A 25,131-nucleotide genomic window follows, 5' to 3' on the forward strand; every position below is an offset into this window, starting at 1 on the left:
GTCGGGGGCAGCGGCGGGCGCGGCCGGCGGAGACGCGTCCCGAGCTCCCGGTGCCACAGCTCCGGCCCCGGCTCCGGGGTCCGCATCCACCCCGGGACCGACCGGTGTGACACCGGTCGGTCCCGGGGCCGTCGGCGCTCTGCCGGACGCAGCCGCTTCGGCGGTGCGCCGGGCCGACGCGGACGTGTCGGCCGACGTCGACGGCGGCGCCGCCGCCCTTGGCGCCACCGGCGCCCCTGGCGACGGGACGGGTGGTCCGGATGGACGCACGATGCCCGGCCACGAGGCGGGGGCGGGCGTCGGAGGCGGGGGTGCGCCGCGCCTCCAGGACCGCACCCGCGCCGTACGTGATCGGATCACGCGCGTGATCGGGACCACGCGCCCGCGTGTGTGGGTCGGTCTCGGGGTCGCCGCCGCGGTCGGCGTCGCGTTCGCCGCCGGGACCGTCGTCGGGACGTCGCGACCGGACCCCGCGGCGGCGCCGAGCGTCACGCCGAGCGCCGGGACCATCACGCTCGAGGATCTGTTGGACATGCCGCAGACCTACGCGGACCAGCTGCCCGGTCCGGTCGAGGCGCCGGTGACGCTCCGGACGACCCGGCTCATCTTCACGAACCGAGCGCTCGACGGGGGCTCGTTCGAGACGCCCTGGAGCGTCTGGGCGGGCGTCGGGACCGACCGATCCACGATCTGCCTCGTCGCGACGGCGAACCGGTTGGAGTCGACCTCGGCGTGCTACCCGCGCCAGGACGCGCTGCACGGGTCGGTGTCGCTGTCCGCGCAGTCGATGAGCGGAACGCTGACGCTGAACCTCCGGGGCGGCGGTGTGCAGGGCACGGTGACGAACGAGAACTGACCGGGAATGCCTGGGCGCCACAGGCGTTGGAGCGCTCCTAGGACTTTCTCGGCGAAGGCTCTCGCATCTCATCGGTGCACCGTGCAACACTGGAAGAGCGCACTCGCCGTGGAGTCGTACCCACAACCCACACACCACAGCGAGCGCGCATCGTCGGCCGGCACCGTCCGGTCCGGTCGTCGTCACGTCGACACCGACGCGCGCTCCGCCGTTCCCCGGAGGAGGTCAGCAGCGTGTCCATCCACACCACCACCTCGGCCGTGTCGACGAACACGCGGCCGATCACCGTCACCACGCAGTCCGTCGTGGGCATCGCCGTGCTCGGTCTCGCGACGTTCTTCGCGATCACGACCGAGCTCATGCCCGTCGGGCTGCTCGGCACCATGAGCGCCGACCTCGGCGTCTCCGAGTCGACCATGGGCATCGTCGTCACGGTGTACGCCGCGGCGGTGGCGATCCTCGCGCTCCCGCTGACCTCGCTCACCGCCCGGCTCCCGCGCAAGACCGTCCTCGTGGCGACGCTCGTCGGCTACACGGTGTCGAACGTGATGATCGCCCTCGCGCCGTCCTTCGCCGTCGTGTGCGCCGGCCGGGTCGTCGGCGGTGTCGCCCACGCGCTGTTCTTCTCGGTCGCCTCGGCGTACGCCACGCGCATCGTCCCGCCGCGGCTCGCCGGTCGTGCGATCGCCTTCGTGTACTCCGGCAGCTCGCTCGGCTTCGTCATCGGCGTTCCCGTGGCGACCTGGGTCGCGCAGTCCATCGGGTGGCGCCCGGCCGTCGGTGCCGTCGCGGTCGCCGCCGCGGTGCTCGCCGTGGTCGCGCTCCTGTTCCTGCCGAGCGTCCGCGGGGCCTCCTCGCCGCACATCGGCTCGCCGAAGGCCTGGGCTCGCACCGGCCTGCTCTCCGTCGTGGTCGCCGACCTGCTGCTCTTCGCCGGTCACTACGTCGTCTACACGTACATCGGGCCCTACGCGGTCGACGCCGGGCTCGACGCCGACATGGTCAGCGGGGCGTTGCTCGTCCTCGGCGGCACGGGTGTCGTCGGGCTCTGGCTAGCCGGGATGTTCGTCGACCGGGCACCGCGACAGACCCTCATCGCAGCCGTCGCCGTGATGGCCGCGGCGTTCGCGGTGCTGCCGTTCGTACACGGGTCGCTGCTCGGCACCATGGTCGTCGCCGGCGTGTGGATGGCCGCCAACGGCACCACGGGCACGCTGTTCATGGCGGCGGCGATCCGGACCGGCGGTGTCTCCCCCGACATCGCGGGCGCCCTCGTCAACGGTGCGTCCAACATCGGCATCGCCGGAGGGGCCGCGATCGGTGGGCAGGCACTCGGGGTCGTCGGCCTGCAGTCCATGCCGTTCGCCGGCGCCGCTGTGCTGGTCGGGTCGCTCGGCGTCGTGATCGCGGCGCGTCGGGGCTTCCCGGTGCACACGCACAACCAGGAGCACCTGTCGACGTCGTCCATCGAGGCGATCACCGCGTCGCTCCAGGTCGTCACGACCTCGGTGCCGGTGGTGTCGCGGGCGATCCAGACCCTCACGGGGTCGGTCGCGGTGGCCACGGGCTCGGTGCCGACGCGGCGCGGGCGCTGAGGCGCTGAGGCGCGGGGGCGCGGGGCCGCGGGGGCGCGGGGCGAGCCGGCCGTCCGGCGCGGCGCACGGTGCCGGGTCGGTCACTCGGTGCGGCGTTGACGGCTGGGTGTGGGGCTACAGGCGGGCACGGAGCAAGCAACCTCGCACGGGCTGGCGAATCCGGCACGGTGCCGCGCGTCGGTGCTGGTCCGGTACGAGGTCGGCCGGCGGGCGTCTGGCACGCGGCCAGTTCCGCACGGTGCGGTGTCGGTCAATCGGTGCGGCGTTGATGGCTGGGTGCCGCGCTACAGGCGGGCGCGAAGCGAGCAACCTCGCACGGGGTGGCGGATCCGGCACGGTGTGGCGCATCGGTGCTGCTCCGGCACGAGGCCGGCCGGCGAACGTCTGGCACGGGGCCACTTCCGCACGGTGCGGTGTCCGTCATCCGGTGCGAGGCTGACGGCTGGGTGCGGCGCTACGAGCCAGCACCGAGCGAGCAACCTCGCACGGCACGGCACGGCACGGCACGGCACGGGCCGACGCGCCGCGCACGAGACGACGAGGTGCGGGACCGGCAGCGCCGGCCCCGCCCCTCGCGTGTGCGGTCAGTCCTGCAGGTGCGACGTCCGGCGACGGTTGCGCACCGCGCGGAACGTCAGGAGCCCTCCGCCGAGCAGCACGAGCACGCCCGCGGCGATGAGCCCCGGCGTCAGGTCGGCACCCGTGTAGGCGAGGGCGCCGCTCGTCGGACCGGATCCCGTCGCGGCGACCGGCGTGGTCGTCGGGACGGGGTTCGCCGTGGGCACCGGGGAGGCGGTCGGCGTCGCGGCGGCTGCCACGACGAGGTCGTCGACGGTCACCACGTCGGTGTCGTCGAGGCCGGACGTGAACCCGATCGTCACGTCGCTCCCGGTGACCGACACGGTGTAGTCGGTCGACGGGGCGAGTCCGTCGAGCGTGTAGCGGCCGTCGGCACCGGTCGTGGCCGTCACGGGCGCGCCAGAGTCCGCCTCGTCCGGCGTCGCCGTCACGGTGCGCCCGGCCACAGGAGCACCGTTCGTGTCCACGACCCGACCGCTCGCGCTGGTGGTGACCGGTACCGGCGCCGCGGGCGTGGTGAAGGCGAAGTCGCGGGTCTGGTCCGCGCCCCCGCCGACCAGCGTCACCGCGGTGCTCGTCGCTGCGCCCGTCGCGTCGGGCGTCGGCAGTGCCGAGCGGACCGTGTAGGTGCCACCGACCGTCGTGAACGAGTAGGAGCCGTCGGCTCCGGTGACCGTCGTGTCGACGACCGTGCCCGACGCGTCGAGCAGGTCGATGGTCACGTTCGCCTGCGGTGCGCCGTCGAGACGCACCACCCCACCGACGCTCGCGACGGCTGTGGTCACGATCGGCTCGGCTCGCGTGGGTGCCGCGGGAGTGGCTGCACCCGTCGTGACCGTGACCGGGTCGGCACCGTCGACCGCGACGGTGACCGCCGTGTTCGGCGTCAGGCCCGACGCGGTGTAGTAGCCGTCCTCGTTCGTGACCGTCTCGATCGGGTCGGTCGCGTTCGGGTCGGTGATGACCACGGGCACGTCGGCTGCGGGGTTGCCCGCGTCGTCCACGACCTGTCCGATCACCGCGGTGGTCCCGTCGGGGGACGTGAACGTGAAGTCGCGCACCTGGTCCGCGCCGCCCGGGACGCCGTTCAACGAGACGTCCGTCGCCGTCGAAGCACCGTCGGCCCCGGGCGGCGCGGAGATCGACACCGAGTAGTCGTTGATGACGGGGAGCTCGGGGAACGCGTACTTCCCGTCGGCGTCGGTCGTCGTCGTGTACACGGTGCCGCGCGGCGCCGTCACGGTGACCGTCGCCCCGGGGACGGGCGTGCCGTCGAGCGTGGCCGTACCGGTGATCGCGGCGGTGCGGTTCGCGAACCAGGTCTGGTAGACGGGGAACCCGCTGCGGCGCTCGTAGGTGATCGTCAGGCTCGTCAGCGGGGTCGTCGGCGTGAACCAGGCGGTCGCGCCCGCGGTGTCCACCGAGCCGGCGTTGCCGGTGAGCGTCAACGTCGCCGGGTCCCAGGTCGGGACGTCTCGACCGGTCGACCCGTCCGGGTCCGCCGGGCACGACCAGCCACCGGGCGAGGTCGCCGAGCACGAGTTGTAGACGCTCTGGAACCCGAGGTCGGCTGCGGTCGCGGCGGCACCGGCCTGGGTGACGGCCGAGATGGTCGCACGGTCGGCGTCCACGTCACCGAGCACGAAGGACCAGCTGCTCGCACCGGGCGTCGGCTCGGCGAAGGTGTACGTGGTGACCGACGGCTGGCCGGCCGCGTCGGCGAGCGGTCGCTGGTTGAGGTACGTGTTGCCACGACTCGACCCGTACGCCGCGCCCGGGCCGGTGTTCGGTCCCTGCCAGGTGGAGTTGCCGCTCACGACGGTCGACTGCCGCGAGTTCGACGTGAAGGTGGTCTCCGGGAAGCCAGGCATGCTGACGGTGCCGGTGTAGGCCTTGGTCTGGCCGGCGAGGGTGAAGGTCCCCCAGTGTCCGGCCGGTGCGGCGGAGGCTGACGACGCGCCGACGAGCGCGAGTCCCCCTCCGAGTGCGAGGGCGGTCAGTGCCGCCGTGACGGTGCGCAAGCGCCGCATCGTGCTCCCCTGCTCGTGCTGACCTGGTCCCTGAGCCAGACGTCGGTGTCTCGACGCCTCCTCAGGCTATCCAGGGAGCGCGAAGACCGTCCACACGATGCCGTGATCGGGACAGGTGACCGTCGACCGGTGTCCGGCGCGGGTCACCCCTCCGGCAGCCGGTCGAGCGCGGCGACCTGTCCCGCGACGAGCATCGTGCGCGCCTCGTCGACCGGCACCCACCGTGCGTCGTCGACCTCCGGCACCTCGACGTACCGGCCGGATCCCCGCGGCAGTTCGATCCGCGCCGTGTTCGACCGCACCCGGTCGACCGTGAACGCGGGGGCCGCGACCGCGAACACCCGCACACGCTTGCCGGACGCCTGGCGCACCTCCCCCAGGTCCGTGACGGGGCCGTCGGGCGCGGCGACCCCGATCTCCTCGGCGAACTCGCGGCGGGCGGTCTCGAGCGGGTCCTCGTCCCCCTCGACGAGCCCCTTCGGCATGGACCACGCGCGTGGTCGGTTCCGCCAGAACGGCCCGCCCATGTGCGCGATCCAGACCTGCACGCCGACGTCGTCCGTCCGGTACAGCAGGAGTCCCGCGCTCAGCACCACGAGCGCGACGCTACCCGGCGGCGGACGGTGTCGACGCGGGGCCGCGCGGTGCGGGTCGGTCCCCGGCTGCGCCGGTTGGTCCAGGAGGCGCGGGTCGGCCCGGTCGGCGTCCGCACCGTGCCGACGGGTCGGGTCCGCGACCGGGGAGCGGGAGTAGTTTGCAGGGTGAGGAGCGCCATGACGACGCCCCGGAGGACCCCGGACGAGGAGGTCGATCGGGATGGACGAACGGTGGAGGACGGTCACACTGGCCGCCGATGCGGCAGCGCCGCACGAGGAGGCCCTGCACTGGGTCACCGACCGGGCCGGGACGGGCATCGACCGCATCCGGGTGATCGGGGTCGACCCGGCGATCGAGGGTCGCACGGGTCCGGACGGGAAACGCGTCGCCGACGCGGTGGCGGACGCTGCCCGGGCCGCGATGCCCGACGCGCGGGTCGAGGTACGACGGCACGCCGGACCGTTCACCACGGCACTCGTCGAGGAGTCGGACGGCGGCGACGTCCTCGTCATCGGCACGTTCCGCGGCCGTCGCGGCTCCACCGCCGGTGGGGACCCGGCCCGTGTCGCGGCACGCGCAGCGGTCCCGACGGTCGTCGTGCCGGAGGGACCCCATCCGATCGCCGGCGACGTCGTGCTCGCGGTCGAGGAACCGGTCGACGACCGCGCCCTCGCGATCGCCGTCGACGAGGCCCGTCGGCTCCGCCGGAGGGTGACGCTGCTCCGCGCGTGGGAGATGCCGGTGCTCACCCGGACGGGTCTCACGGACTTCGCCGAGGACCCGATGCGGTGGCGGACCCGGAACGCCGAGCTCCTGCAGCGGGTCACGACGGACCTGGTGGGCCGCTACCCCGACGTCCGCTTCCACCCGCTGCTCGTCGAGGGCCACCCGGGGCACGCGATCGCTGCGCACACGCGTCGCGCCTCGGTCGTGGTGCTCGGGCTCGGGCACGTGACGGCGCTCTCGGGCTCGGTCCTGCACGACGTCCTGCGCGAGACGGTGTCGCCGGTCGTCGTCGTCCCGCCCGCGGCGCACGACGCCCCGGTCGCCGGAGCGGCGGATCAGCCGGCGAGGTCCCGGGCGGCCGCCGCGACGCGCTTGGTGAGGTAGGCGACGCCGCGGGTGTTCGGGTGCAGCGCGCCCGGCTCGAGGTCGATCCGCCGCAGGTCACCGGTCCCGTCGAGCGAGACCCCCGACACGTAGGGCTTCTTCGTCGCGCACGCCGAGTGCGCCTGGGTGCTCGAGAACACGTCGACGAACCGGACCCCTGCGGCCCGTGCCGCCGACGCCGACACGTCGTTCAGTGCCTCCTGCACGCCGTGCAGGTACCGCACGTCGGTGTTCGTGAACGGGTAGGTGTTCGAGGGGAAGGAGCCCGCCAGGGTCCCGAGGTCGAGCGCGGACCGGAAGCAGCCGCCCTTCGGCGTGTGGTCGGTGTCCGGGAAGATCGCCGGGTACCCGATGAACAGGACGGTCGCGTTCGGCGCGGCCTCCCGCACGGTGGCGAGGGTGTCGGCGATGCCGAGCGCCACGCGGGACTCGATCTTCGTCCGGAGCATGTCCTCGCCGTCCCGGACGAGCGTGCTGCGGCAGGAGGGCGCGTCGCGGCCGGAGAACACCGGGCCCTTCGGGGAGAGGGCGAGGCACGACGCCGCGGTGCCGAACAGGTCGGCGTCGTTGCCGCCGATCGTCAGCGTCACCAACCGGGTGCGCTCGGACAGCGACCGGATCTGCGGCGGGACCCCCTTGAACTGGAATCCGCTCGTGACGTCGTCGCTCGTGGCACCGCCGCAGGTGACGTCGGTGAGGTCGAGCCCGAACCGTGCGGCGATGCGGTGCGGGTAGTCCTGGGCGGACTGTCCGCAGGCGCCGGTCGGCAGGTGGGTGGGATCGGACAGCCCGTAGCCGGCCGAGTACGAGTCGCCGAGTGCGACGTACTCGCTGCCCGGTGGGATGTCGGCGAGCGTCTCGACCGGGTCGCCGGTCACCGGGTACGGCTGCGGGACCGGCCACATCGGCGCAGCGGACACCGCACCGCCGCCGGCGACCGACCCCGCGAGCACGACGATGACCGCCACCACGGCGAGCAGCGTCGAGCGGACGGAGCGGAGCAGGTTCGGCCTCCAGGGACGGGTCGGACGAACCAGGCTAACGCGCCGACCCGTCGCCGGCGGTCAGCGACGGCCCAGGCGTCGCTCTCCCCCGCTGCCCGTGCGGTACTCGAGGCCGTAGTGCTGGTAGACCTCCGGCTCGAGCGACGCGTCGAGCTCGCCGTCGGTCGCGATCGTCGGCGCGTCCTTCACGAGCTTCTTCGGGTACGCGACCCGCAGGTGCTTCGGCGCGACCAGCGCACCGGTCAGCGGCACGAACAGGAGCTTCTGGAAGCCGACCATCCCCGTGGTGACCGCTCCGAAGGCGGGCTCGGAGGTCGCGGTGTCGTAGTAGATGCTCTCGAGCGTGCCGACCTTGTCGTCCGCCTCGTCGACGACCGGCAGACCGATCCAGTCCCGGATGTTCGCGGCTTCGAACACGTGTGCCTCCTCGTGAGCACCCGGCGTGTCCGGGTCGCTCAACGGCCACGCTACTGAGCGGCCGTCCCGTCGGTCACAGCGGGTCGTCGACCGACCGCGAGCGTGTCGACCGCGGCGAGCACGTCGTCGGGACCGATCGCGAGGAGCGCCGGGTCCGGGTCCTCGGCGAAGACGTCGCCGCGGCGCACCGAGGCGTCGGTGAGGACGACGTGCGGACCCGTTGCGGGCGGCCCCCACGCCTCGGGTGGCGCCGGTCCGAACACGACCACCGAGGGGATCCCGTAGGCGGACGCGAGGTGCGCCGCCCCGGTGTCCACCGTGACGACGAGCGCGGCGGCGGCGATGACGCCCGCGAAGTCCTGCAGCGGCAGCACACCGGCCAGCACCGCCCCCGGCGCCAGCCCGGCCGCCTGCGCGACGGCGGCCGCACGCTCGACGTCGTCCGCGCCTCCCGTCAGGACCACGTCGAGGCCGCGCGCTCGCAGTCCGCGCACCACGGCGGCGAAGCGGTCCGTCGGCCAGTGCCGTGCGCCGTGGAAGGCGCCGACGTGCACGACCGCTGCCCCCTCGGCGACCGGGGGCGTCGCCGGACGCGCGATGCCGACGTCGTCGGGATCGGCGGCGATGCCGTGCCAGGCGAGCAGGCGGGCCCACCGGTCGCGCTCGTGCACGCCGTCGGGCCAACCAGGCCCGTCGAAGCCGTTCGTGGGGTCGGCGTGGCCGATCACCCGACGGGCACCGAGGGCCGCGACCAGGTCGGAGGACTCCGGCCCGGCGCCGTGCAGGTTCACCGCCACGTCGATCGCCCCGGCGGGCGCACCGATCGGGTGGTCCAGACCGTGCTGGGCGAGGTGCACGTCGACGTCCGGCAGGAGTTCGACGACGGGCGCGAGCCACGCCGTGGTGGCGAGCGAGATCCGGTGGTCCGGGAAGGCGCGGCGCAGCGCGTGCAGTGCGGGCACCGCGACGAGCAGGTCGCCGAGCTTGATGGCGCGGAGCACGAGCAGCTCGGGGCGCCCGTCGGACGGGGGCAGGGTGGGGACGGCGGTCACGCGGGCGACGGTAGCCGTGGGCGCCGGTCCGTTCGTCCGGGATCGCGTTCGCCGGCTGTTCCTGAGCCGGCCCCCGGCTGCGCGCCGGTAGGTCGGGGGCATGGCTCTCGCTCCGGACCGCACCGTGCGCGGTCTCCTCTTCGACCGCGACGACACGCTCGTCGTCGACGTCCCCTACAACGCCGATCCGAGGCTGGTGGTGCCCGTCCCCGGCGCGCGGCGGGCGGTCGGTCGTGCCCGGGCGGCCGGACTCGCGCTCGGGGTGGTGACGAACCAGTCGGTGATCGCGAGGGGGACGGCGACGCGCGAGCAGGTCGACGCCACGAACGCCCGGGTCGACGAACTCGTCGGAGCCTTCGACGTGTGGTGCGTCTGCCCGCACGACGCCGACGACGACTGCGCGTGCCGGAAGCCCCGCCCCGGGATGGTCCTCGACGCGGCCGACCGGCTCGGCCTCGACCCGTCCGAGCTCGTGGTCGTCGGGGACATCGGCGCCGACGTCGGAGCGGCGCTGGCCGCGGGCGCCCAGGCCGTGCTCGTCCCGACGCCGCGCACCCGGCAGGAGGAGGTCGACGCCGCACCGACGGTCGCGGCGACGATCGAGGACGCGGTCGCCCTCGTGCTCGAGCACGTGCGGACGGTCCGCTCGTGAGGGCCGGCCCCCGGGTCCTCGTCGTCCGGCTCGACTCGTTCGGGGACGTGCTCGTCGCGGGCCCTGCTGTCCGGGCCGTCGCCGCCGGGGCGTCCCACGTAAGCATGCTGTGCGGGCCGCAGGGTGCCCCCGCGGCGGACCTGCTGCCCGGTGTCGACCGGGTCCGGGTCTGGGCGGCGCCGTGGGTGACCGAGACCGCCAGACCGGTCGACGACGCCGTGCTCGCCGAGTTCCGCGCCCTGGTCGCCGAGGAGGCACCGGACGAGGCCGTGGTCCTCACCTCGTTCCACCAGTCGCCACTCCCCGTGGCGCTCCTGCTCCGCCTCGCCGGCGTCGGCCGGGTCTCCGGTGCCAGCGTCGACCACCCCGGCTTCCTGCTCGACGTGCGGCTCCGCCCCGGCGAGGACCTCCCCGAGGACGTTCCGGAGGCCGAACGGGCGCTGCGCATCGTCGCAGCGGCCGGGTTCCGTCCGCCCGAGGGGGACGCCGGGAGGCTCGGCGTGCGTCTCGACGTCGACCCGCCTGCCGAGGTGGCCGCCCTGGACCGCTACGTCGTCGTGCACCCCGGCGCCAGCGTCCCGGCGCGCGCGTGGCCGGAGGAGCGGCACCGCGACCTGGTCGCCGCGTACGCGACCCGCGGGATGCCCGTCGTCGTCACGGGATCGCCGGGCGAACGCGCGCTGACGGCCCGGGTCGCCGGGGACACCGCGATCGACCTCGGTGGTCGTACGACGCCGGCCGAGCTCGCGGCGGTGCTCGCCGGCGCCGAGGTCGTCGTCGTGGGCAACACCGGGCCGGCGCACCTCGCGGCCGCGGTCGGGGCACCGATCGTGAGCCTGTTCTCGCCGGTCGTCCCCGCCGTCAAGTGGGCGCCGGACGCGCCGCTCGTCGAACTGCTGGGCGACCAGCAGGCTCCGTGCCGCCTCAGCCGGGCCCGCGAGTGCCCGGTGCCGGGCCACCCGTGCCTGTCCTCCGTGCGCACCGAGGACGTCCTCGAAGCGCACGAACGGCTCCTCGACCGCGCTTCGTGGATGGACCGGAGAAGTCTGCGGAGCGCGCCAGAGGGTGCTGCGTAGCTTCCGCACTGCTCCCACTTCTCCTCGACCGGAAGGCCCGCATGCGGATCCTCGTGTGGCACGTGCACGGCGGCTGGATGGACGCCTTCGTCCGCGGCACGCACGAGTACCTCATCCCGACGAACGCCGAGCGCGACGCGTGGGGCCTCGGCCGTGGTGGCCGGGACTGGCCCGACTCGGCGGTCGAGATCGACCCGGCCGACGTCGCCGCCGCCGAGGTCGACGTCGTCGTCGTGCAGCGGGTGGAGGAACGCGAACTCGCTCGACGACTGCTCGGTGGTCGGGAGGTGCCCGTGGTCGTCGTCGAGCACAACGCACCGCGGATCGACGTGCCGAACAGCCTGCACCCGTTCCGCGACCGCGACGACCTCACGATCGCGCACGTCACGCACTGGAACGCGCTCATGTGGGACTGCGGCACCACCCGGACGACCGTCATCGAGCACGGTGTCGTCGACCCCGGGCCGCTGTACACCGGTTCGCTCGACCGCTTCGGCGTCGTCATCAACGAGCCGGTCCGGCGGAACCGCGTGGTCGGGACGGACCTGCTCCCCCGCTTCGCCGCGGTGGCGCCGGTCGACGTGTGGGGCATGGCCACCGAACGACTGCCGGAACTCGGGTTCGGCGACGGTGTGGTCGCGCTCGGCGACGTCCCGTCCGACCCGATGCACGCCGCGCTCGCGGAGCGTCGCGCCTACGTGCACCCCAACCGGTGGACGTCCCTCGGACTGTCCCTCATCGAGGCGATGCACATGGCGATGCCCGTCCTGGCGCTCGCGACGACCGACGCGAGTCGCACGGTCCCCGCCGAGGCGGGCGCGATCGCGACCGACGTCGAGGAGTTGGTCCGCGCCTCCAGGACCCTGCTCGAGGACCCCGACGAAGCACGTCGCCGCGGGGCCGTGGCACGGGAGGCCGTGCTGGCGCGGCACGCGCTCGGACGGTACCTGGCCGACTGGGACGACCTGCTCGACGACGTGGTCACGCGCGGGGGGCGCACGAACCGAGCGGCGGGAGCCGCTCTCGAAGGGAGCCTGGGATGAAGATCGCCATGGTGTCCGAGCACGCGAGTCCGCTCGCGGTCCTCGGCGGGGTCGACGCTGGTGGCCAGAACGTCCACGTCGCGGAGCTGTCCGGTGCACTCGCGGACCGGGGCCACCGGGTCACCGTCTACACCCGGCGCGACGACGCTGGGCAGCCGGTCCGGGTGCTCCTCCGACCGGGCGTCGAGGTCGTGCACGTCGATGCCGGTCCGGCACGGCACGTCCCCAAGGACGAGCTGTTCCCGTACATGGGGGCGTTCGCGTCCGTCCTCGCCGCCGAGTGGTTCGTCGACCGGCCGGACGTCGTGCACGGGCACTTCTGGATGTCCGGGCACGCTGCGCTCGAGGCCGTCGCCCAGGTGCAGGCCCGCACCGGGGGCGTCCGGATCCCCGTTGCGCAGACCTTCCACGCGCTCGGTGTCGTGAAGCGTCGGCACCAGGGTTCGGCGGACACCAGTCCAGCCGAGCGTGAGTGGATCGAACCCGCCGTCGGCCGGAGCGTCGACCAGGTCGTCGCGACCTGCTCGGACGAGGCCTTCGAGCTCAAGGCCCTCGGAGTGCCGCTCCAGCGCATCTCGGTCGTCCCGTGCGGCGTCGACACGACGCTGTTCCGACCGGACGGCCCCGTCGAGGAGCGGCAGCGTCCGTTCCGGGTGCTGTCCGCCTCCCGCCTCGTCCGGCGCAAGGGCGTCGGCACGACCATCGCCGCGCTCGCGGACCTCGTGCACGCCGGACGCGACGTCGAACTCGTCGTGGTCGGCGGTGCCGGTGTCGCCGGCGCCGACCTGCCGGACGACCCGGAGTACCAGCGGCTCGACGCGCTGGCGCGGGAGCTCGGCGTGCGGGACCACGCGACCTTCCGGGGCCAGCTCGGTCAGCACGACATGCCCGCCGTCTACCGCAGCGCCGACGTCGTCGTGTGTGCTCCGTGGTACGAGCCGTTCGGCATCGTGCCGCTCGAGGCGATGGCGTGCGGTCGACCGGTCGTGGCCTCGAGCGTCGGCGGACTCATCGACACCGTCGTGGAGGACGCCACGGGGCTGCACGTCCTCCCGCGCGACGAGCACGCGGTCGCCCGGGCGGTCGGTGCGCTGCTCGACGACGCGGACCGACGGGAGGCCTACGGGCGCGCCGGCCGGGAACGTGCAGAGGCCCGGTACACCTGGCAGAAGGTCGCGGGGGACAGCGAACGCGTTTACGAGCGCCTCCTCGCCGGGACGACAGGGGTCGCGGGGTCGGCGGGCGTCGCCGGGACCGCCGCCACGGGGTCGGTGGGCGTCGCCGGCGCCACCGCCGCGGAGTCGGTGGCCGTCGCCGGGACCACCGCCGCGGCACGCACCCGCGCAGCCGCACGCACGCGCAGCACCGACGCCGGCCGGATCGCCCGCGCCGTGCAGCCGACGGAGAGGACCGCACGATGACCATCGACCAGCAGACCGGACTCGACGGGCACGCCACCACGGCGAGTGCCCGGGTGGTCCTCGACCACGTCGCCGCCTCCGTCCCCGTCATCGCGTCGCTCGTCGACCACGGGGACCACATCGCCGACTGGGCGGACGACATCGCTGCGCGGCTCGTCGCCGGCCGACGGTTGCTCGCGGCGGGCAACGGCGGGTCCGCAGCCGAGGCGCAGCACCTGACGTCGGAGCTGGTCGGACGGTTCGACGGGGACCGGCCCGCCTACTCCGCGATCGCGCTCCACGCCGAGTCGTCGGCCGTGACAGCCATCGGCAACGACTACGGCTACGACGAGGTGTTCGCCCGGCAGGTGTCGGCGCACGCCCGCGCCGGGGACGTGGTCGTGCTGCTCTCGACCAGCGGGAGGAGCCCGAACCTGCTCCGTGCGGCAGCCGCGGCACGGGCGGTCGGCGCGCGGGCGATCGCGATGACCGGCCCGCGTCCGAACCCCCTCGCCGAAGCGGTCGACGACGCGATCTGCATCGACGGGGCGTCCGCGAACGTGCAGGAGGCGCAGCTCGTGCTCGTGCACGCGCTCTGCCGCGCCATGGAGCCCGCGCTCCGCCGTGGCGGCCGCCGATGAGCGCCGACACCCGCCGACAGCGGCCGGGCACCCGCCGACAGCTGGTCGGTACGGCCGCCCCTGGTGGTCCCGTGCGGTTGCGGATCGCGGTGGTCGGCGACACCCTGCTCGACGTCGACGTCTCCGGGACCAGCGAACGGCTCAGCCCGGACGCACCGGTGCCCGTCGTCGACGTCCGCACGGACGACCGACGCGCCGGCGGCGCCGGCCTCGTCGCGACGATGCTCGCCCGGGACGGACACGACGTCACCCTCGTCACGGTGCTGAGCGACGACGGCCCGGCCGACGAGATCCGGTCCCTGCTGCCCGACGTCACCGTGGTCGCCGGGCCGTCCGGCGCGCCCACCCCGGTGAAGACCCGCGTCCGCGTCGTCGACCACGCCCTCGTGCGGATCGACGAGGGGTGCGCCACCCCGCCGGTGCCACATGCCACGCCGGAGATGCTGGCCGCGCTCGACACCGTGGACGCCGTGGTCGTCGCCGACTACGGCCGCGGTGTCGCCGCCGCGCCGGCCCTGCGCACCGCGATCGCCCGCACCGCCGAGCGTGTCCCCGTGGTGTGGGACCCGCACCCCAAGGGTGCCGAGCCCGTCGCCGGGATCGCCGTGGCGACGCCGAACCAGGCCGAAGCGCGCGGCTTCACCGACGTCGGCGGACAGGGCGTGCCGTTCGCGACCGAAGCGGCAGAAGCGTTGGTCACGCGCTGGGGCGTCGACGCCGTGGCGGTGACGCTCGGTGACCGGGGCGCCCTCGTCGCGGACGGTCGGTCCGGCAACCGCTTCGTCCCCGCCCCGTCCGTGACGGCCGGCGACCCCTGCGGTGCCGGCGACCGACTCGCTGCGAGCGTCGCCGTGGCGCTCGCGTCCGGGTCCGACGTCACCGACGCCGTCGCAGCCGGGGTCGACGCCGCCTCCGAGTACCTCGCCGCCGGAGGGGTGACCGCACTCCTCGCGGACGAGGGCCCCGCACCCGTGCGCGTCCCCGGAGCCGACCGCGACGCGATGCGCGTCGTGCACGACGTCCGGAGTGCCGGGGGGACGGTCGTCGCGACCGGTGGCTGCTTCGACCTGCTGCACGCCGGCCACGCCCGCACCCTCTCCGCCGCCCGCGCGCTCGGCGACTGCCTGGTCGTCTGCCTGAACTCGGACGACTCGGTCCGGGCGCTCAAGGGTCCCGAACGACCGATCATGACCCAGGACGACCGCGTCGAACTCCTGCTCGCGCTGGACTGCGTCGACGCCGTCGTGGTGTTCGACGAGCCGACACCCGACGAGGCCCTCCGACGCTTCCGGCCCGACGTGTGGGCGAAGGGCGGCGACTACACCGCGAGCGAGCTGCCCGAGACGGCCACCCTCGCCGAGTGGGGTGGCCGCGTCGTCACGGTCCCGTTCCACCCCGGCCGCTCGACGACCCGCCTCGCGGCCGCGCTCGAGCACGTCGGCTGAGCCTCGACGTCCCACGACGCTCGCGCGCGGACCGCGCGCGAGCACCACCACCACGGAAGGAAGTCCATGCCCGTCCCCACCACCCCAATCGGCCGCGTCCTCGTCACCGGCGGCGCCTCCGGCCTCGGAGCCGCCGTCGTCGCCTTGGTCACCGAGGCCGGCGGTACCCCGATCGTCCTCGACCTGCGGGTCGACGCCGTCCCGGGGGGCACCGACGCGGTCGCGGTCGACGTCACCGACACCGAGGCCACCGAGCGTGCCGTGCGCGACGCGGCCGAGCGGCACGGCGGTCTCGACGCGGTCGTCACCGCGGCCGGGATCGACAAGCCCGCGCCGATCGGCGGCATCTCCTCCGGGGACTGGGAGCGCATCGTCGCCGTCAACCTGCTCGGCACCGCAGCGGTCGTGCGTGCGGCGCTGCCGGCGCTCGAGGCCTCGCACGGCCGGGTCGTGACGATCTCGTCCTCGCTCGCCCTGCGCGGGGTCGGGGACGGCACCGCCTACTCGGCGTCGAAGTTCGGTGTCCGCGGGTTCTCGCAGGCGCTCGCCGCCGAGACCGGCGGCAGCGTCGGCGTGACGAACGTCATCCCCGCCGGGATGCGCACGAACTTCTTCGCGGACCGCACCGAGCAGTACAAGCCCGGTCCGGACGCGCAGCTCATCGAGCCCGAGTACGTGGCGAACGCGATCCTGTTCGCGCTGTCGCAGCCGGCCGGCTGCGAGATCCGCGAGATGTCGATCATGCCGGCGACGGAGCCGAGCTGGCCGTAGACCGCACCGAGTGCGGGACGCCAGGCGCGGTGCGGGCTCGCACCGCGCCTCCCGTCACGTGGTGCGGAGCAGGTCCTCGACGTCGGCCAGGACCGCCTCCGGATCGACCTCGTCGACGTACGACGGGTCGTGCGCGCAGCGCTCGGCCGTCCACCCGACCTGCGTGACGTCGATGCCGCAGACCGGGCACCGCGTCACGTAGGCGAGGTGCACGCGGTGCCGGCCGCGGTCGAACGGCCCGGCGTTCACGACGTTGCCGAACCAGAACACCCCGACCGTCGGCGTCCCGACGGCGACCGCGAGGTGCCGTGGGCCGGAGTCGTTCCCGACCACGAGGTCGGCGGCGGCGAGCACCGCGGGCAGCTCGGTCAGCGGGAGCGATCCGGTCACGTCGTGCAGCCGGCCCACGACCTCGTCCGGCAGTGCCGCCCGGATCGCGCGGGCCGCGGGGACGTCGGTCGCGTCGCCGACCAGGACCACGTCGTCGCCGGCACGGAGCCGCGCCAGGGCGACGGCGGCGAAGCGCTCCGGGCTCCACCGTCGACGCGGGTCGGTGGCGCCCGGGTGGATCGCGACGAGCCGGTCGGTCACCCCGAGTCCGTCGCGGACCGCCAGGCGTTCCTCGTCGGTGACGCGGACGCGAGGATCGAGCACCACCGGTGCTGCACCGGCGAGCGAGACGACCTCGAGCGCCCGCAGGACCTCGTGCTGGTAGTAGACGTAGCGGACCCAGCGGTCCAGCACCTCGGCGTCCTCGGTGGCGGTGCCGACCGTGTGCCGGGCGCCGAGGCGGAGCAGGAACGGGTTCGAGTTCCGGCCGCCGCCGTGCAGCTGCACGGCCAGGTCGAAGCGGCCGACGGTCCGCGCCTCGAAGGCCTCGACGGTCGGGGCACCGGCACCGGCACCGGCACCGGCTCCGGCGTCCCGGACGCCCGGCACGACCGGGAGCTCCTCGAACGCGTGTACGGCGTCGGTCCGACCGCGCAGGACCGCCGGTGCGATCGGCGTGCCGAACAGGGTGACCCGCGCCGCCGGGTAGGCCGCCGCGAGGGCCTCGATCGCAGGGACGGCGAACATGAGGTCGCCGAGTCCACCGCCCCGGAGCACCGCGATCTCGCGGACGTCGTCGAAGGGTTCTCCACCGTTGCCGATCAGTTGCACCCGTCCCGTCTACCGACCGTGCGCCGCCCGGGCGTCCAGCAGCGACGCCGGATGGACGAGAAACGCGATGCCGTGGACGTGCCCAGCACCGCGCGAGGAGCGTCGGACGCCCGGCAGCCCCTCGGAAGGACACCATGACGATCGCACCCCCCGCCACCGACGACATCGTCGTGGCCGACCCGACCACCGGGGCCCTCGCCAGCTCCGTGCGGCGCGCCACCGAGGACGAGGTCCGGGAAGCAGTCGCGCGTGCCCGCGCGGCTGCACCGGCCTGGGCTCGCACCGCGCCTGCGGGACGCGGAGCCCTGCTCCACCGCGCTGCCGAGCACGTCCGTGCGCACGCACAGGAGCTGGCGGAGCTCAACACCCGCGAGACCGGCAAGGTCCCCGGCGACGCGATCGGCGGGGTCGAAGCGGGCATCGGGACCCTCGTGCAGTACGCCGAGCTCGGACCCGTGCACCGCGGCGAGGCCCTGCGCGGTGCGTTCGGCGCTGCCGACTGGTCGGTGCCGCACCCGCGTGGCGTCGTGCTCGCACTCACTCCCTGGAACGACCCGGTCGCCGTCGCGTGCGGGATCCTCGGCGCCGCGATCGTCACCGGCAACACGGTCGTGCACAAGGGCAGCGAGCGCTCCCCCGCGACGATCGCCCGCCTGAACGCCCTGCTCGCCGAGGTCCTGCCGGACGGCGTCCTCGTCGGGGTCGACGGCGACGCCGCCACCGGCGAGCTGCTCCTCGATCAGGACGGCATCGACGTCTACGCCCACGTCGGGTCGACCGCCACCGGCGACCGGCTCTCCGAGGCGGCCGTGCGGACCCGCGCCCACGTCGTGCGCGAGAACGGCGGGAACGACGCGGTCGTCGTGGACGGCGACGTCGACCCGGTGTGGGCCGCGGCCCAGGTCGCCCTCGGAGCCTTCGCCAACACCGGCCAAATCTGCACGAGCGTCGAGCGGGTCTACGTCCACCGCGCGGTCGCCGAGCCGTTCGTGACCGCACTCGTCGCCGAGGCCGAGCGGCGCACCTCCGCCCCGGCGGCGGAGTACGGGCCGCTCGTCGACGACCGGCTCCGGCGCACCGTGCAGTCGCACGTCGACGATGCCCTGCAGCGTGGTGCGTCGGCGCGCACCGGCGGGGCCACACCGGACGGCCCTGGCACCTTCTACCCCGCGACCGTGCTCACCGGTGTCACCGACGACATGCTCGTCATGACCGAGGAGACCTTCGGGCCGATCGCCCCCGTCCGCGTCGTCGAGGACTTCGACGAGGGCCTCCGGCTCGCCGCCGCCGACCGGTACGGGCTCGCCGCCACGGTGCTGACGAACGACACCGGGCACGCCCTGCGCGCCGCGGCCGAGCTCCCCGTCGGCACGGTGAAGGTGAACGCCGTGTTCGGGGGCGCCCCGGGCGGCAGCGCCCAGCCCCGGGGGGCCTCGGGTGCCGGGTTCGGGTACGGCCCGCACCTGCTCGACGAGCTGACCACCACGACCGTCGTGCACCTCGAGGCGGCACCGCCCGCCGGGGGCGCACGGTGAGCGCGGACGTCCGGCTCGTCCGGGAGCTCGTCGCCGCGGTCGACGACCGCGAACCGCTCGTCGTCGTCATCGGCGACTGCATCCTCGACCGCTGGACCGTCGGCGAGGCGGAACGGGTCTCGCGCGAGGCACCGGCCCCGGTGGTCCGTGTCACCGGGACGGTCGCGGTCCCGGGCGGCGCGGCGAACACCGCCGTGAACGCCCGCGCGCTCGGCGCACGCGTCCGGATGGTCGGGCTGCTCGGCGACGACGAGGCCGGTGTCGTGCTCCGCGAACGCCTCGACGCCGCCGGGGTGGACACGTCCTGCATGGTCGTCGTCCCCGGCACCCGCACCACGACGAAGTCGCGCGTCGTCGGCGGCGACCGGGTCGTCGTCCGCGTGGACGAGATCGCCGCCGAGCCGACCGCCGAGCACGGTGTGCGTCTGGCCGGTGCCGTCGCCCGTGCGCTCCGGTGCGCGGACGCCGCGGTCGTCTGCGACTACGGGCTCGGCGTGGACCCGGCCGACGTGGTCCCGGTGCTCGACGCCGACCGTCCCGCCGCGGTCGTCGTCGACGCGCACGACCTCACCCGCTGGGCGCACCTCCGACCCGACCTCGTCACGCCGAACGCCGGCGAGGCCGGGGCACTGCTCGATGCGTCGCTCGGGACCGGCAGCGACCGGGCCTCGGCGGTCGTGGACGCCCGGCAGGAGGTCCTCCGACGCACCGGCGCGCGCGCTGCCGTCGTCACGCTGGACCGCGACGGCACCGTCCTCGTCGAGGACGGCACTGCCGACGGCTTCCGCACGCGTGCCGTCCCGGCGTCCGAGCAGCAGGCGTCCGGTGCCGGCGACACCTTCTGCGCCGCCGTGACGGTGGCGCTCGCGGTGCGCGCACCGCTCCGCGACGCCGTGTCCGTCGCCCAGGCCGCCGCGGACGTCGTCGTCCGTGAGGCGGGGACGTCCGTCTGCACCGCCGCGGCGCTCCTGGAGTCCGTGACGGCGCCGGCGGCCACGGTCGTCGACCACGAGGAACTCGCCGGCGCCGTGGCGGACGCGCGGGCGGCCGGTCGGCGCATCGTGTTCACGAACGGCTGCTTCGACGTGGTGCACCGCGGACACACGACCTACCTCCGGCAGGCCCGCGACCTCGGCGACCTGCTCGTCGTCGCGCTCAACGACGACGACTCCGTCCGGCGGCTGAAGGGCCCGGAGCGTCCGATCAACCCGGCCGAGGACCGGGCGGGCGTCATCGCGGCGCTCGCGTGCGTCGACCTGGTGACCGTCTTCGCGACCGACACCCCGATCCCCCTGCTGGAGCGGCTGCGGCCCGAGGTCTACGTCAAGGGCGGCGACTACTCCCCCGAGATGCTGCGGGAGACCGCGGTGGTGCGCGGCTACGGCGGCGAGGTCGTCATGGTCGACTACGTCCCGGAGCACTCCACGACGGCCGTGGTCCGACGGATCCGTGAGGCAGCCGCGGCGACCGAGGCAGCCGCGGCGACCGAGACGATCGCGCGCGAGGCGACGGCCGCCGACGGGTCGGACGGCGCCGCCTGACCGGTCGGGCGACGTCACACCACGGTAGGGGGTGGTCGAGACCCGCGGGGGATGGCAGCAGGCGCGCGGTTCCGTAACGTCGGGACCGTCGACGAGGTCCGTCGGCGGAGGGAGCCACCGTGTTCGACCAGATCACCCCGCTCGTCGTCGAGCTGGCGACCAGCCCGCTCGTCTTCGTCGTCCTGTTCGTGCTCTGCCTGGTGGACGGCTTCTTCCCGCCGGTGCCGAGCGAGACGGCCCTCGTCGCGGTCGCCGCCGTCGCCGCGACCTCCGGACAGCCGCTCCTCGCGGGGGTGCTCGTGGCCGCCGCGCTCGGCGCGGTCGCCGGGGACTCCGTCGCGTACTGGATCGGCCGTCGGATCGGACTGGACCGGCTCGCGCGATCCCGCCGCCCACGGATCGCCTCGGCGTTCGCCTTCGCCGAGCGGCAGATGCAACGGCGGTCCGCGAGCCTCGTCCTCGTCGGCCGGTACATCCCCGTGGGACGGGTCGCGGTGAACATGACCGCCGGCGCCACCCGGCTGCCGTACCGCCGTTTCCTCGCGATCAGCTCGATCGCCGGACTGGCGTGGTCGGCCACCTCGATCGGGATCGCCCTCGCGACGTCGAGCGTGCTGCACGAACCCGTCGTCGCCGCGCTCGTCTCGATGGTGGTCGCCGCCGGGCTCGGCATCGCCGTCGACCGCGTCCTCGGTAGAGTCGGCCGGAAGCGGGACGCCCGCGCCGCGGCCCGTGCGGCCGAGATGGACACGGCACCACCCGCCCCGCAGCTCGCCCACGCCGGAGGGACCGCTCGACCGTGACCGCCCACGTCCCACCCGTGACGCCCCGCCGACGCCGGCCGTGGTCGACGCGTCGGGAGTGGGCGACCTGGCCCGTGGTCGTCGCTCGGATCGTGCTCGTCGTGGTCGCCGCGACCCTGTTCGCGGTCGCGGCCCCCGTGACGGTGGCGGTGTACGACGTGCCCGTCCCCCTCGCACTGCTCGTCACCGCGGTCCTCTCGGTCTCGCTCGGGCTCGCCCCGGTCCTGCCGCGGACCTCCTCGGTGGCGCACCTCGCGGCGGTGGCGGCGCTCGGCCTCCTCACCGCCGGGTCGCCCGCCGGTCCGTGGCCGCTCCCGGTCACCGCGATCATCGGCGTCGGCGCGCTCCTGGTCGTGCTCGGCGTCCGGACCGACTGGCGGCTCACCGCAGCCGTCTGGACCGCGGCCACGGTGCTGACCCTCGCCCTCGTCGCGGTGGCACCCGGACGCTGGGAGCCGGCCGACGTCTGGGCCGCCACCTTCGTCGTCTCCGCGGGCAGCTCCCTGCTCCTCGCCGGCACGGCCGTGGCCGTCGGGCAGCGTCGGGCGGTCCGGGTCGAGCTCGCCGAGGCCCGTCGGGACGTCGAGCTCGAGCAGGCCCGACGCCGCTCGGTCGAGGAACGCTCCCGGATCGCCCGCGAGCTCCACGACGTCGTCGCGCACAGCATGTCGGTCGTGCACATGCAGGCCGAGTCGGCACCCTTCCGCGTGGCGGACCTGCCGCCGGCCGCACGCGCCGAGTTCGCCGCGATCGCCGAGACCTCGCGGACCGCCCTGCGGGAGATGCGCCAGTTGCTCGGTACGCTCCGCGCCGACACCGCCGCCGAACGGGCTCCGCAACCCGGGCTCGACGACCTGCCCGCACTCGCCCGTGCCACGCAGGCCGCCGGGATCCCGGTCGCGCTCCAGCTCGACGAGGGGGCGTCCGGGGGCACGATCGACCCGCTGGCCCGACTCGCTGCCTACCGCGTCGTGCAGGAGGCCCTCGGGAACGTCGCACGCCACGCCCCGGGTGCCGAGACCGCCGTGACCGTCGTACGGCGCGACGCGGTGCTCGCGGTCGAGGTCGTGAACGCGGCACCACCGCGGGACACCGTCGCGATCGTCCCGCCCGACGACGGCGGGTTCGGGCTCACCGGCATGCGGGAGCGCGTCGCGGCCCTCGGCGGGACGATCGACCACGGACCGCTGCCGTCCGGCGGCTTCCGCGTCCGGGTCACCCTGCCCTGCCACCCCGGCACCACCACCCTGCGTCCGCAGGCCGACCGAGGAGCCCGATGACGCGTGTGATGGTGGTCGACGACCAGCAGATGTTCCGCATGGGACTCGTGGCGATCCTCCAGGCCCAGGACGGCATCGAGGTCGTCGGCGAGGCCGCCGACGGCGCCGCAGCGGTCGTCGAGGCGCTGCGGCTCCGGCCGGACGTCGTCCTGATGGACGTGCGGATGCCCGCGCTCGACGGCATCGAGGCGACCCGCCGGATCACGGCCGCACCCGCGACCGAACCGGTCCGGGTCGTCATGCTGACGACCTTCGACATCGACGACTACGTGTTCGACGCCCTCCGCGCCGGTGCGAGCGGCTTCCTGCTCAAGGACGCCAGTGCCGACGAGCTCGTGCAGGCGGTCCGGACGGTGGCGGCCGGCGACTCGTTGCTCGCTCCGCGCGTGACCCGGCACCTCGTCGAGGCGTTCGTCGCGGGCCCGCTGCCGGTGGCGCCCCGGACCGAGGCGCTCGAGGTGCTCACGGAACGGGAGCGCGACGTGTTCCTGCTGCTCGCACGGGGCCGGTCGAACGGGGAGATCGCCGCGGAGCTCTTCATCGCCGAGCAGACCGTGAAGACGCACGTCGGACGGATCCTCGCGAAGCTGCAGCTGCGGGACCGCGTGCACGCGGTGGTGCTGGCGTACGAGACGGGCCTGGTGACGCCCGGCGGCTGACGCAGGGCGACGGCGCGCCCCGCCGGTCCGGCAGGGCGCGCCGCGGACGTCGTCCGTACCGGGTGCTAGCGGACCCGGACCTGCTTCGACGCCTGCTTGCCGGACTGCACGCCCGTGAAGGTGATCGTCGACTTGCCGGGCGTCGCCTTCCACTCCACCGTGGCGGTGCCGTCGATGACGTCGACCGTGCCGAGGTCGGTCGAGCCGACCGCGACCCGCACCTGGCGGTCGCCGGCGAACCGCGAGCCCGTGAGCATCACGCGCTGGCCCGGACGCGGTGCCCCGACCGACAGGTCGACGCGGGCGCCGCGGGACAGCGCCGCGAGGTCCTCGTGCAGGTCCAGGCCGTCGCGGATCGTGAAGAACGTGTCCGTCTGGTCCGAGAGCCCGACGACGTTCGCGGCGCCGGGGCCGTACGCCGCGATGCGGACCTGCGTGCCGGTGTGCTGCTGCGAGCTGCCGGCGGCCGAGGTGCCGTACGAGACCTTCATCGTGGTGCCGTCGGCCGTGCGGAGCGCCGTGGAGAGCGAGGTCGGCGGCGTGTTGTCGACGATCTGGCTCGAATGGGCGTGGTCCGCCGTGGCGATCACGAGCGTGTTGCCGTCCTTCTCGGCGAACGCGAGCGCCGCCTGCACGGCCTCGTCGAAGTCGATCGTCTCGCCGATCTGGCCGCACGCGTCGGCGGCGTGGTCCTGCTTGTCGATGCTCGCGCCCTCGACCTGCAGGAAGAAGCCCTTGCCGGACTTCGCACGGTCACGGTTCAGCAGGTCGATCGACTTGTTCGTGAGCGACTGCAGCGAGAGCCCGGTCGACAGGCGTGCCGGGTTCGGCGTGCACTGCACGGGTGCCTGGTCGGCCCCGCCGACGGTCGCCGTGGTGGGGGCGTACCGGGTCGGGAAGTTCCCGGGGGTGAAGAGTCCGAGGAGCGGCTTCGACTGGTCGGCGCGACGGACGGCGGCGAGGCCGTCGGCGTCGGAGACCACCTGGTAGCCGCGCTGCTCGGCCTGGTCGAACAGGGTCGAACCCTGCCACTGCCCGGCCTTCGCGGTCTGCTGGAAGCTCGCCGACCCGCCGCCGAGGGTGAGGTCCGGTCGGGTGTTCAGCAGCTGCTCGCTGATCGACCCGAGGCCGCCGTTCTGCAGCGCGTCCGTGCCGCACGACGCGGTGTCGGGGCCGTAGCAGGAGCGGGCGCCGACGTGGGCGACCTGGACCGCCGGGGTGGCGTCCTGGATCTCGGCGGTGGACACGTCGCCGGTGCGCAGCCCGTTGGCCTTGGCGAGCTCGAGGAGCGTCTGCTGCTGCTTCCCGTCGACGTCGACCGAGATCGCGCCGTCGTACGTCTTCGTGCCCGTCGCCCACGCGCTGCCCGACGCCGCGGAGTCGGTCACGTAGTCGGGCTTGCCCTTGTCCGCGCCGTCCTTGACCACGGAGTACGTCGTGTACGACCCGGTGAGCGGCAGGGCGTCGAGGCCCGGCAGCCGGCCGGCCGCGCCGTACTGGTAGTTCCGGGCGATGGTGATCTCGGAGTCGCCCATGCCGTCGCCGATGAGCAGGATGACGTTCTTCGCGCCGGCGCGCTCGATCTCCTGCTGGACCGAGCGCGTCTGGTCGCCCTGGTGGCGCTGGGCGCCGCCGTGCTGGTCGAGCGCGAGCTGCCCGACCGCCTCGGCCGCGCCCGGCAGTGCCACGGCGCCGGCGATGAGCGCGGCGGAGAGTGCGAGCGCCGTCCGGCGGCGTCGCTCGGGAGTGTGCTGCATCGGTTGTTCCCCTCGTCTGTGCCCCGAACGGGTGCCATCCGAGGATGGCTGTGCGTGGGTACAGGCGGGTGAACGGACGACGGCCGTCACGTGAACGGCTGCCGCGCGGTCGGTGCGCGTGCGTCGG

General features: G+C 74.5%; 22 protein-coding genes. 15 read left to right on the top strand and 7 right to left on the bottom strand.

The genetic code is table 11. The features are described 5' to 3' along the window. Positions 1–364: 364 nt before the first annotated feature. Positions 365–856, top strand: a complete 492-nt coding sequence (locus ACNQOV_RS08335; protein WP_416394113.1) for a hypothetical protein — start codon at positions 365–367, stop codon at positions 854–856. Positions 857–1,089: 233 nt separating this feature from the next. After that, complete coding sequence (locus ACNQOV_RS08340) at positions 1,090–2,451, top strand: MFS transporter (RefSeq protein WP_416394114.1); 1,362 nt, start codon at positions 1,090–1,092, stop codon at positions 2,449–2,451. A gap of 584 nt (positions 2,452–3,035) precedes the next feature. Here ACNQOV_RS08340 and ACNQOV_RS08345 read toward each other — a convergent pair. Both ACNQOV_RS08345 and ACNQOV_RS08350 read right to left on the bottom strand, forming a co-directional pair. After that, the gene (locus ACNQOV_RS08345; RefSeq protein ID WP_416394115.1) at positions 3,036–5,051 is read right to left on the bottom strand and encodes a carboxypeptidase regulatory-like domain-containing protein; all 2,016 of its coding nucleotides are present in this window, start codon (positions 5,049–5,051) and stop codon (positions 3,036–3,038) included. A gap of 152 nt (positions 5,052–5,203) precedes the next feature. Beyond that, positions 5,204–5,656, bottom strand: coding sequence for an NUDIX domain-containing protein (locus tag ACNQOV_RS08350; protein ID WP_416394116.1), 453 nt, complete (start codon positions 5,654–5,656; stop codon positions 5,204–5,206). Between the two features lie 220 nt (positions 5,657–5,876). On the opposite strand from ACNQOV_RS08350, the gene ACNQOV_RS08355 reads away from it, so the two are divergent. Then, on the top strand, positions 5,877–6,767 hold the full coding sequence (locus ACNQOV_RS08355; protein WP_416394117.1) for a universal stress protein: 891 nt from the start codon (positions 5,877–5,879) through the stop codon (positions 6,765–6,767). Here the strand turns inward: ACNQOV_RS08355 and ACNQOV_RS08360 are convergent. From ACNQOV_RS08360 to ACNQOV_RS08370, 3 genes are all read right to left on the bottom strand, one after another. Beyond that, a complete protein-coding gene (locus tag ACNQOV_RS08360; RefSeq protein WP_416394118.1) occupies positions 6,719–7,738 on the bottom strand; it encodes an SGNH/GDSL hydrolase family protein in 1,020 nt (339 codons plus the stop codon). The two genes, ACNQOV_RS08355 and ACNQOV_RS08360, sit on opposite strands and share 49 nt — an antisense overlap. A gap of 93 nt (positions 7,739–7,831) precedes the next feature. Then, positions 7,832–8,188 (bottom strand): PRC-barrel domain-containing protein, encoded by a 357-nt coding sequence (locus tag ACNQOV_RS08365; protein WP_031263208.1) that lies wholly within the window; start codon positions 8,186–8,188, stop codon positions 7,832–7,834. Positions 8,189–8,238: 50 nt separating this feature from the next. Next, on the bottom strand, positions 8,239–9,240 hold the full coding sequence (locus tag ACNQOV_RS08370) for a glycosyltransferase family 9 protein (RefSeq protein ID WP_416394119.1): 1,002 nt from the start codon (positions 9,238–9,240) through the stop codon (positions 8,239–8,241). 100 nt (positions 9,241–9,340) lie between these two features. Between ACNQOV_RS08370 and ACNQOV_RS08375 the strand changes: the two genes are divergently transcribed. The 7 genes from ACNQOV_RS08375 (at position 9,341) to ACNQOV_RS08405 (ending at position 16,268) form a co-directional block, all read left to right on the top strand. Continuing rightward, positions 9,341–9,892 carry an HAD-IIIA family hydrolase gene (locus ACNQOV_RS08375; RefSeq protein WP_416394120.1) on the top strand — a complete coding sequence of 184 codons (552 nt, stop codon included), beginning with the start codon at positions 9,341–9,343 and terminating at the stop codon, positions 9,890–9,892. Further along, a complete protein-coding gene (locus tag ACNQOV_RS08380) occupies positions 9,889–10,968 on the top strand; it encodes a glycosyltransferase family 9 protein (RefSeq protein ID WP_416394122.1) in 1,080 nt (359 codons plus the stop codon). The genes ACNQOV_RS08375 and ACNQOV_RS08380 overlap by 4 nt, the downstream gene beginning before the upstream one ends. Positions 10,969–11,009: 41 nt before the next feature. After that, positions 11,010–12,011, top strand: a complete 1,002-nt coding sequence (locus ACNQOV_RS08385; protein WP_416394123.1) for a glycosyltransferase — start codon at positions 11,010–11,012, stop codon at positions 12,009–12,011. Next, the gene (locus ACNQOV_RS08390) at positions 12,008–13,432 is read left to right on the top strand and encodes a glycosyltransferase (RefSeq protein ID WP_416394124.1); all 1,425 of its coding nucleotides are present in this window, start codon (positions 12,008–12,010) and stop codon (positions 13,430–13,432) included. The genes ACNQOV_RS08385 and ACNQOV_RS08390 overlap by 4 nt, the downstream gene beginning before the upstream one ends. Beyond that, positions 13,429–14,052 carry a D-sedoheptulose-7-phosphate isomerase gene (locus tag ACNQOV_RS08395; RefSeq protein WP_416394125.1) on the top strand — a complete coding sequence of 208 codons (624 nt, stop codon included), beginning with the start codon at positions 13,429–13,431 and terminating at the stop codon, positions 14,050–14,052. Before ACNQOV_RS08390 ends, ACNQOV_RS08395 begins: the two co-directional genes overlap by 4 nt. 77 nt (positions 14,053–14,129) lie before the next feature. Continuing rightward, positions 14,130–15,497, top strand: coding sequence for a PfkB family carbohydrate kinase (locus tag ACNQOV_RS08400; RefSeq protein ID WP_416394177.1), 1,368 nt, complete (start codon positions 14,130–14,132; stop codon positions 15,495–15,497). A 66-nt stretch (positions 15,498–15,563) separates the two neighbouring features. Next, on the top strand, positions 15,564–16,268 hold the full coding sequence (locus tag ACNQOV_RS08405) for an SDR family oxidoreductase (RefSeq protein WP_416394126.1): 705 nt from the start codon (positions 15,564–15,566) through the stop codon (positions 16,266–16,268). A gap of 54 nt (positions 16,269–16,322) precedes the next feature. Here the strand turns inward: ACNQOV_RS08405 and ACNQOV_RS08410 are convergent, their stop codons facing one another. After that, on the bottom strand, positions 16,323–17,429 hold the full coding sequence (locus tag ACNQOV_RS08410; protein WP_416394127.1) for a glycosyltransferase family 9 protein: 1,107 nt from the start codon (positions 17,427–17,429) through the stop codon (positions 16,323–16,325). 134 nt (positions 17,430–17,563) lie between these two features. Here ACNQOV_RS08410 and ACNQOV_RS08415 point away from each other — a divergent pair, with 134 nt between their 5' ends. From ACNQOV_RS08415 to ACNQOV_RS08435, 5 genes are all read left to right on the top strand, one after another. After that, a complete protein-coding gene (locus ACNQOV_RS08415; protein ID WP_416394128.1) occupies positions 17,564–18,964 on the top strand; it encodes an aldehyde dehydrogenase family protein in 1,401 nt (466 codons plus the stop codon). Further along, complete coding sequence (gene rfaE2, locus ACNQOV_RS08420; RefSeq protein ID WP_416394129.1) at positions 18,961–20,505, top strand: D-glycero-beta-D-manno-heptose 1-phosphate adenylyltransferase; 1,545 nt, start codon at positions 18,961–18,963, stop codon at positions 20,503–20,505. Before ACNQOV_RS08415 ends, rfaE2 begins: the two co-directional genes overlap by 4 nt. A gap of 119 nt (positions 20,506–20,624) precedes the next feature. Beyond that, positions 20,625–21,308: a DedA family protein gene (locus ACNQOV_RS08425; RefSeq protein ID WP_416394131.1), complete on the top strand. Its 684-nt coding sequence runs from the start codon at positions 20,625–20,627 to the stop codon at positions 21,306–21,308. Further along, positions 21,305–22,588 (top strand): sensor histidine kinase, encoded by a 1,284-nt coding sequence (locus ACNQOV_RS08430; RefSeq protein ID WP_416394132.1) that lies wholly within the window; start codon positions 21,305–21,307, stop codon positions 22,586–22,588. Before ACNQOV_RS08425 ends, ACNQOV_RS08430 begins: the two co-directional genes overlap by 4 nt. Further along, positions 22,585–23,247: a response regulator gene (locus tag ACNQOV_RS08435; protein WP_416394133.1), complete on the top strand. Its 663-nt coding sequence runs from the start codon at positions 22,585–22,587 to the stop codon at positions 23,245–23,247. The genes ACNQOV_RS08430 and ACNQOV_RS08435 overlap by 4 nt, the downstream gene beginning before the upstream one ends. 65 nt (positions 23,248–23,312) lie before the next feature. Here ACNQOV_RS08435 and phoA read toward each other — a convergent pair whose 3' ends face one another. Continuing rightward, positions 23,313–25,004 carry an alkaline phosphatase gene (gene phoA / locus ACNQOV_RS08440; protein ID WP_416394134.1) on the bottom strand — a complete coding sequence of 564 codons (1,692 nt, stop codon included), beginning with the start codon at positions 25,002–25,004 and terminating at the stop codon, positions 23,313–23,315. Positions 25,005–25,131: the final 127 nt, after the last annotated feature.

Origin of the sequence: Curtobacterium sp. LFS084 (assembly GCF_047977705.1) — a bacterium.
In the GTDB taxonomy this organism is placed as follows: domain Bacteria; phylum Actinomycetota; class Actinomycetes; order Actinomycetales; family Microbacteriaceae; genus Curtobacterium.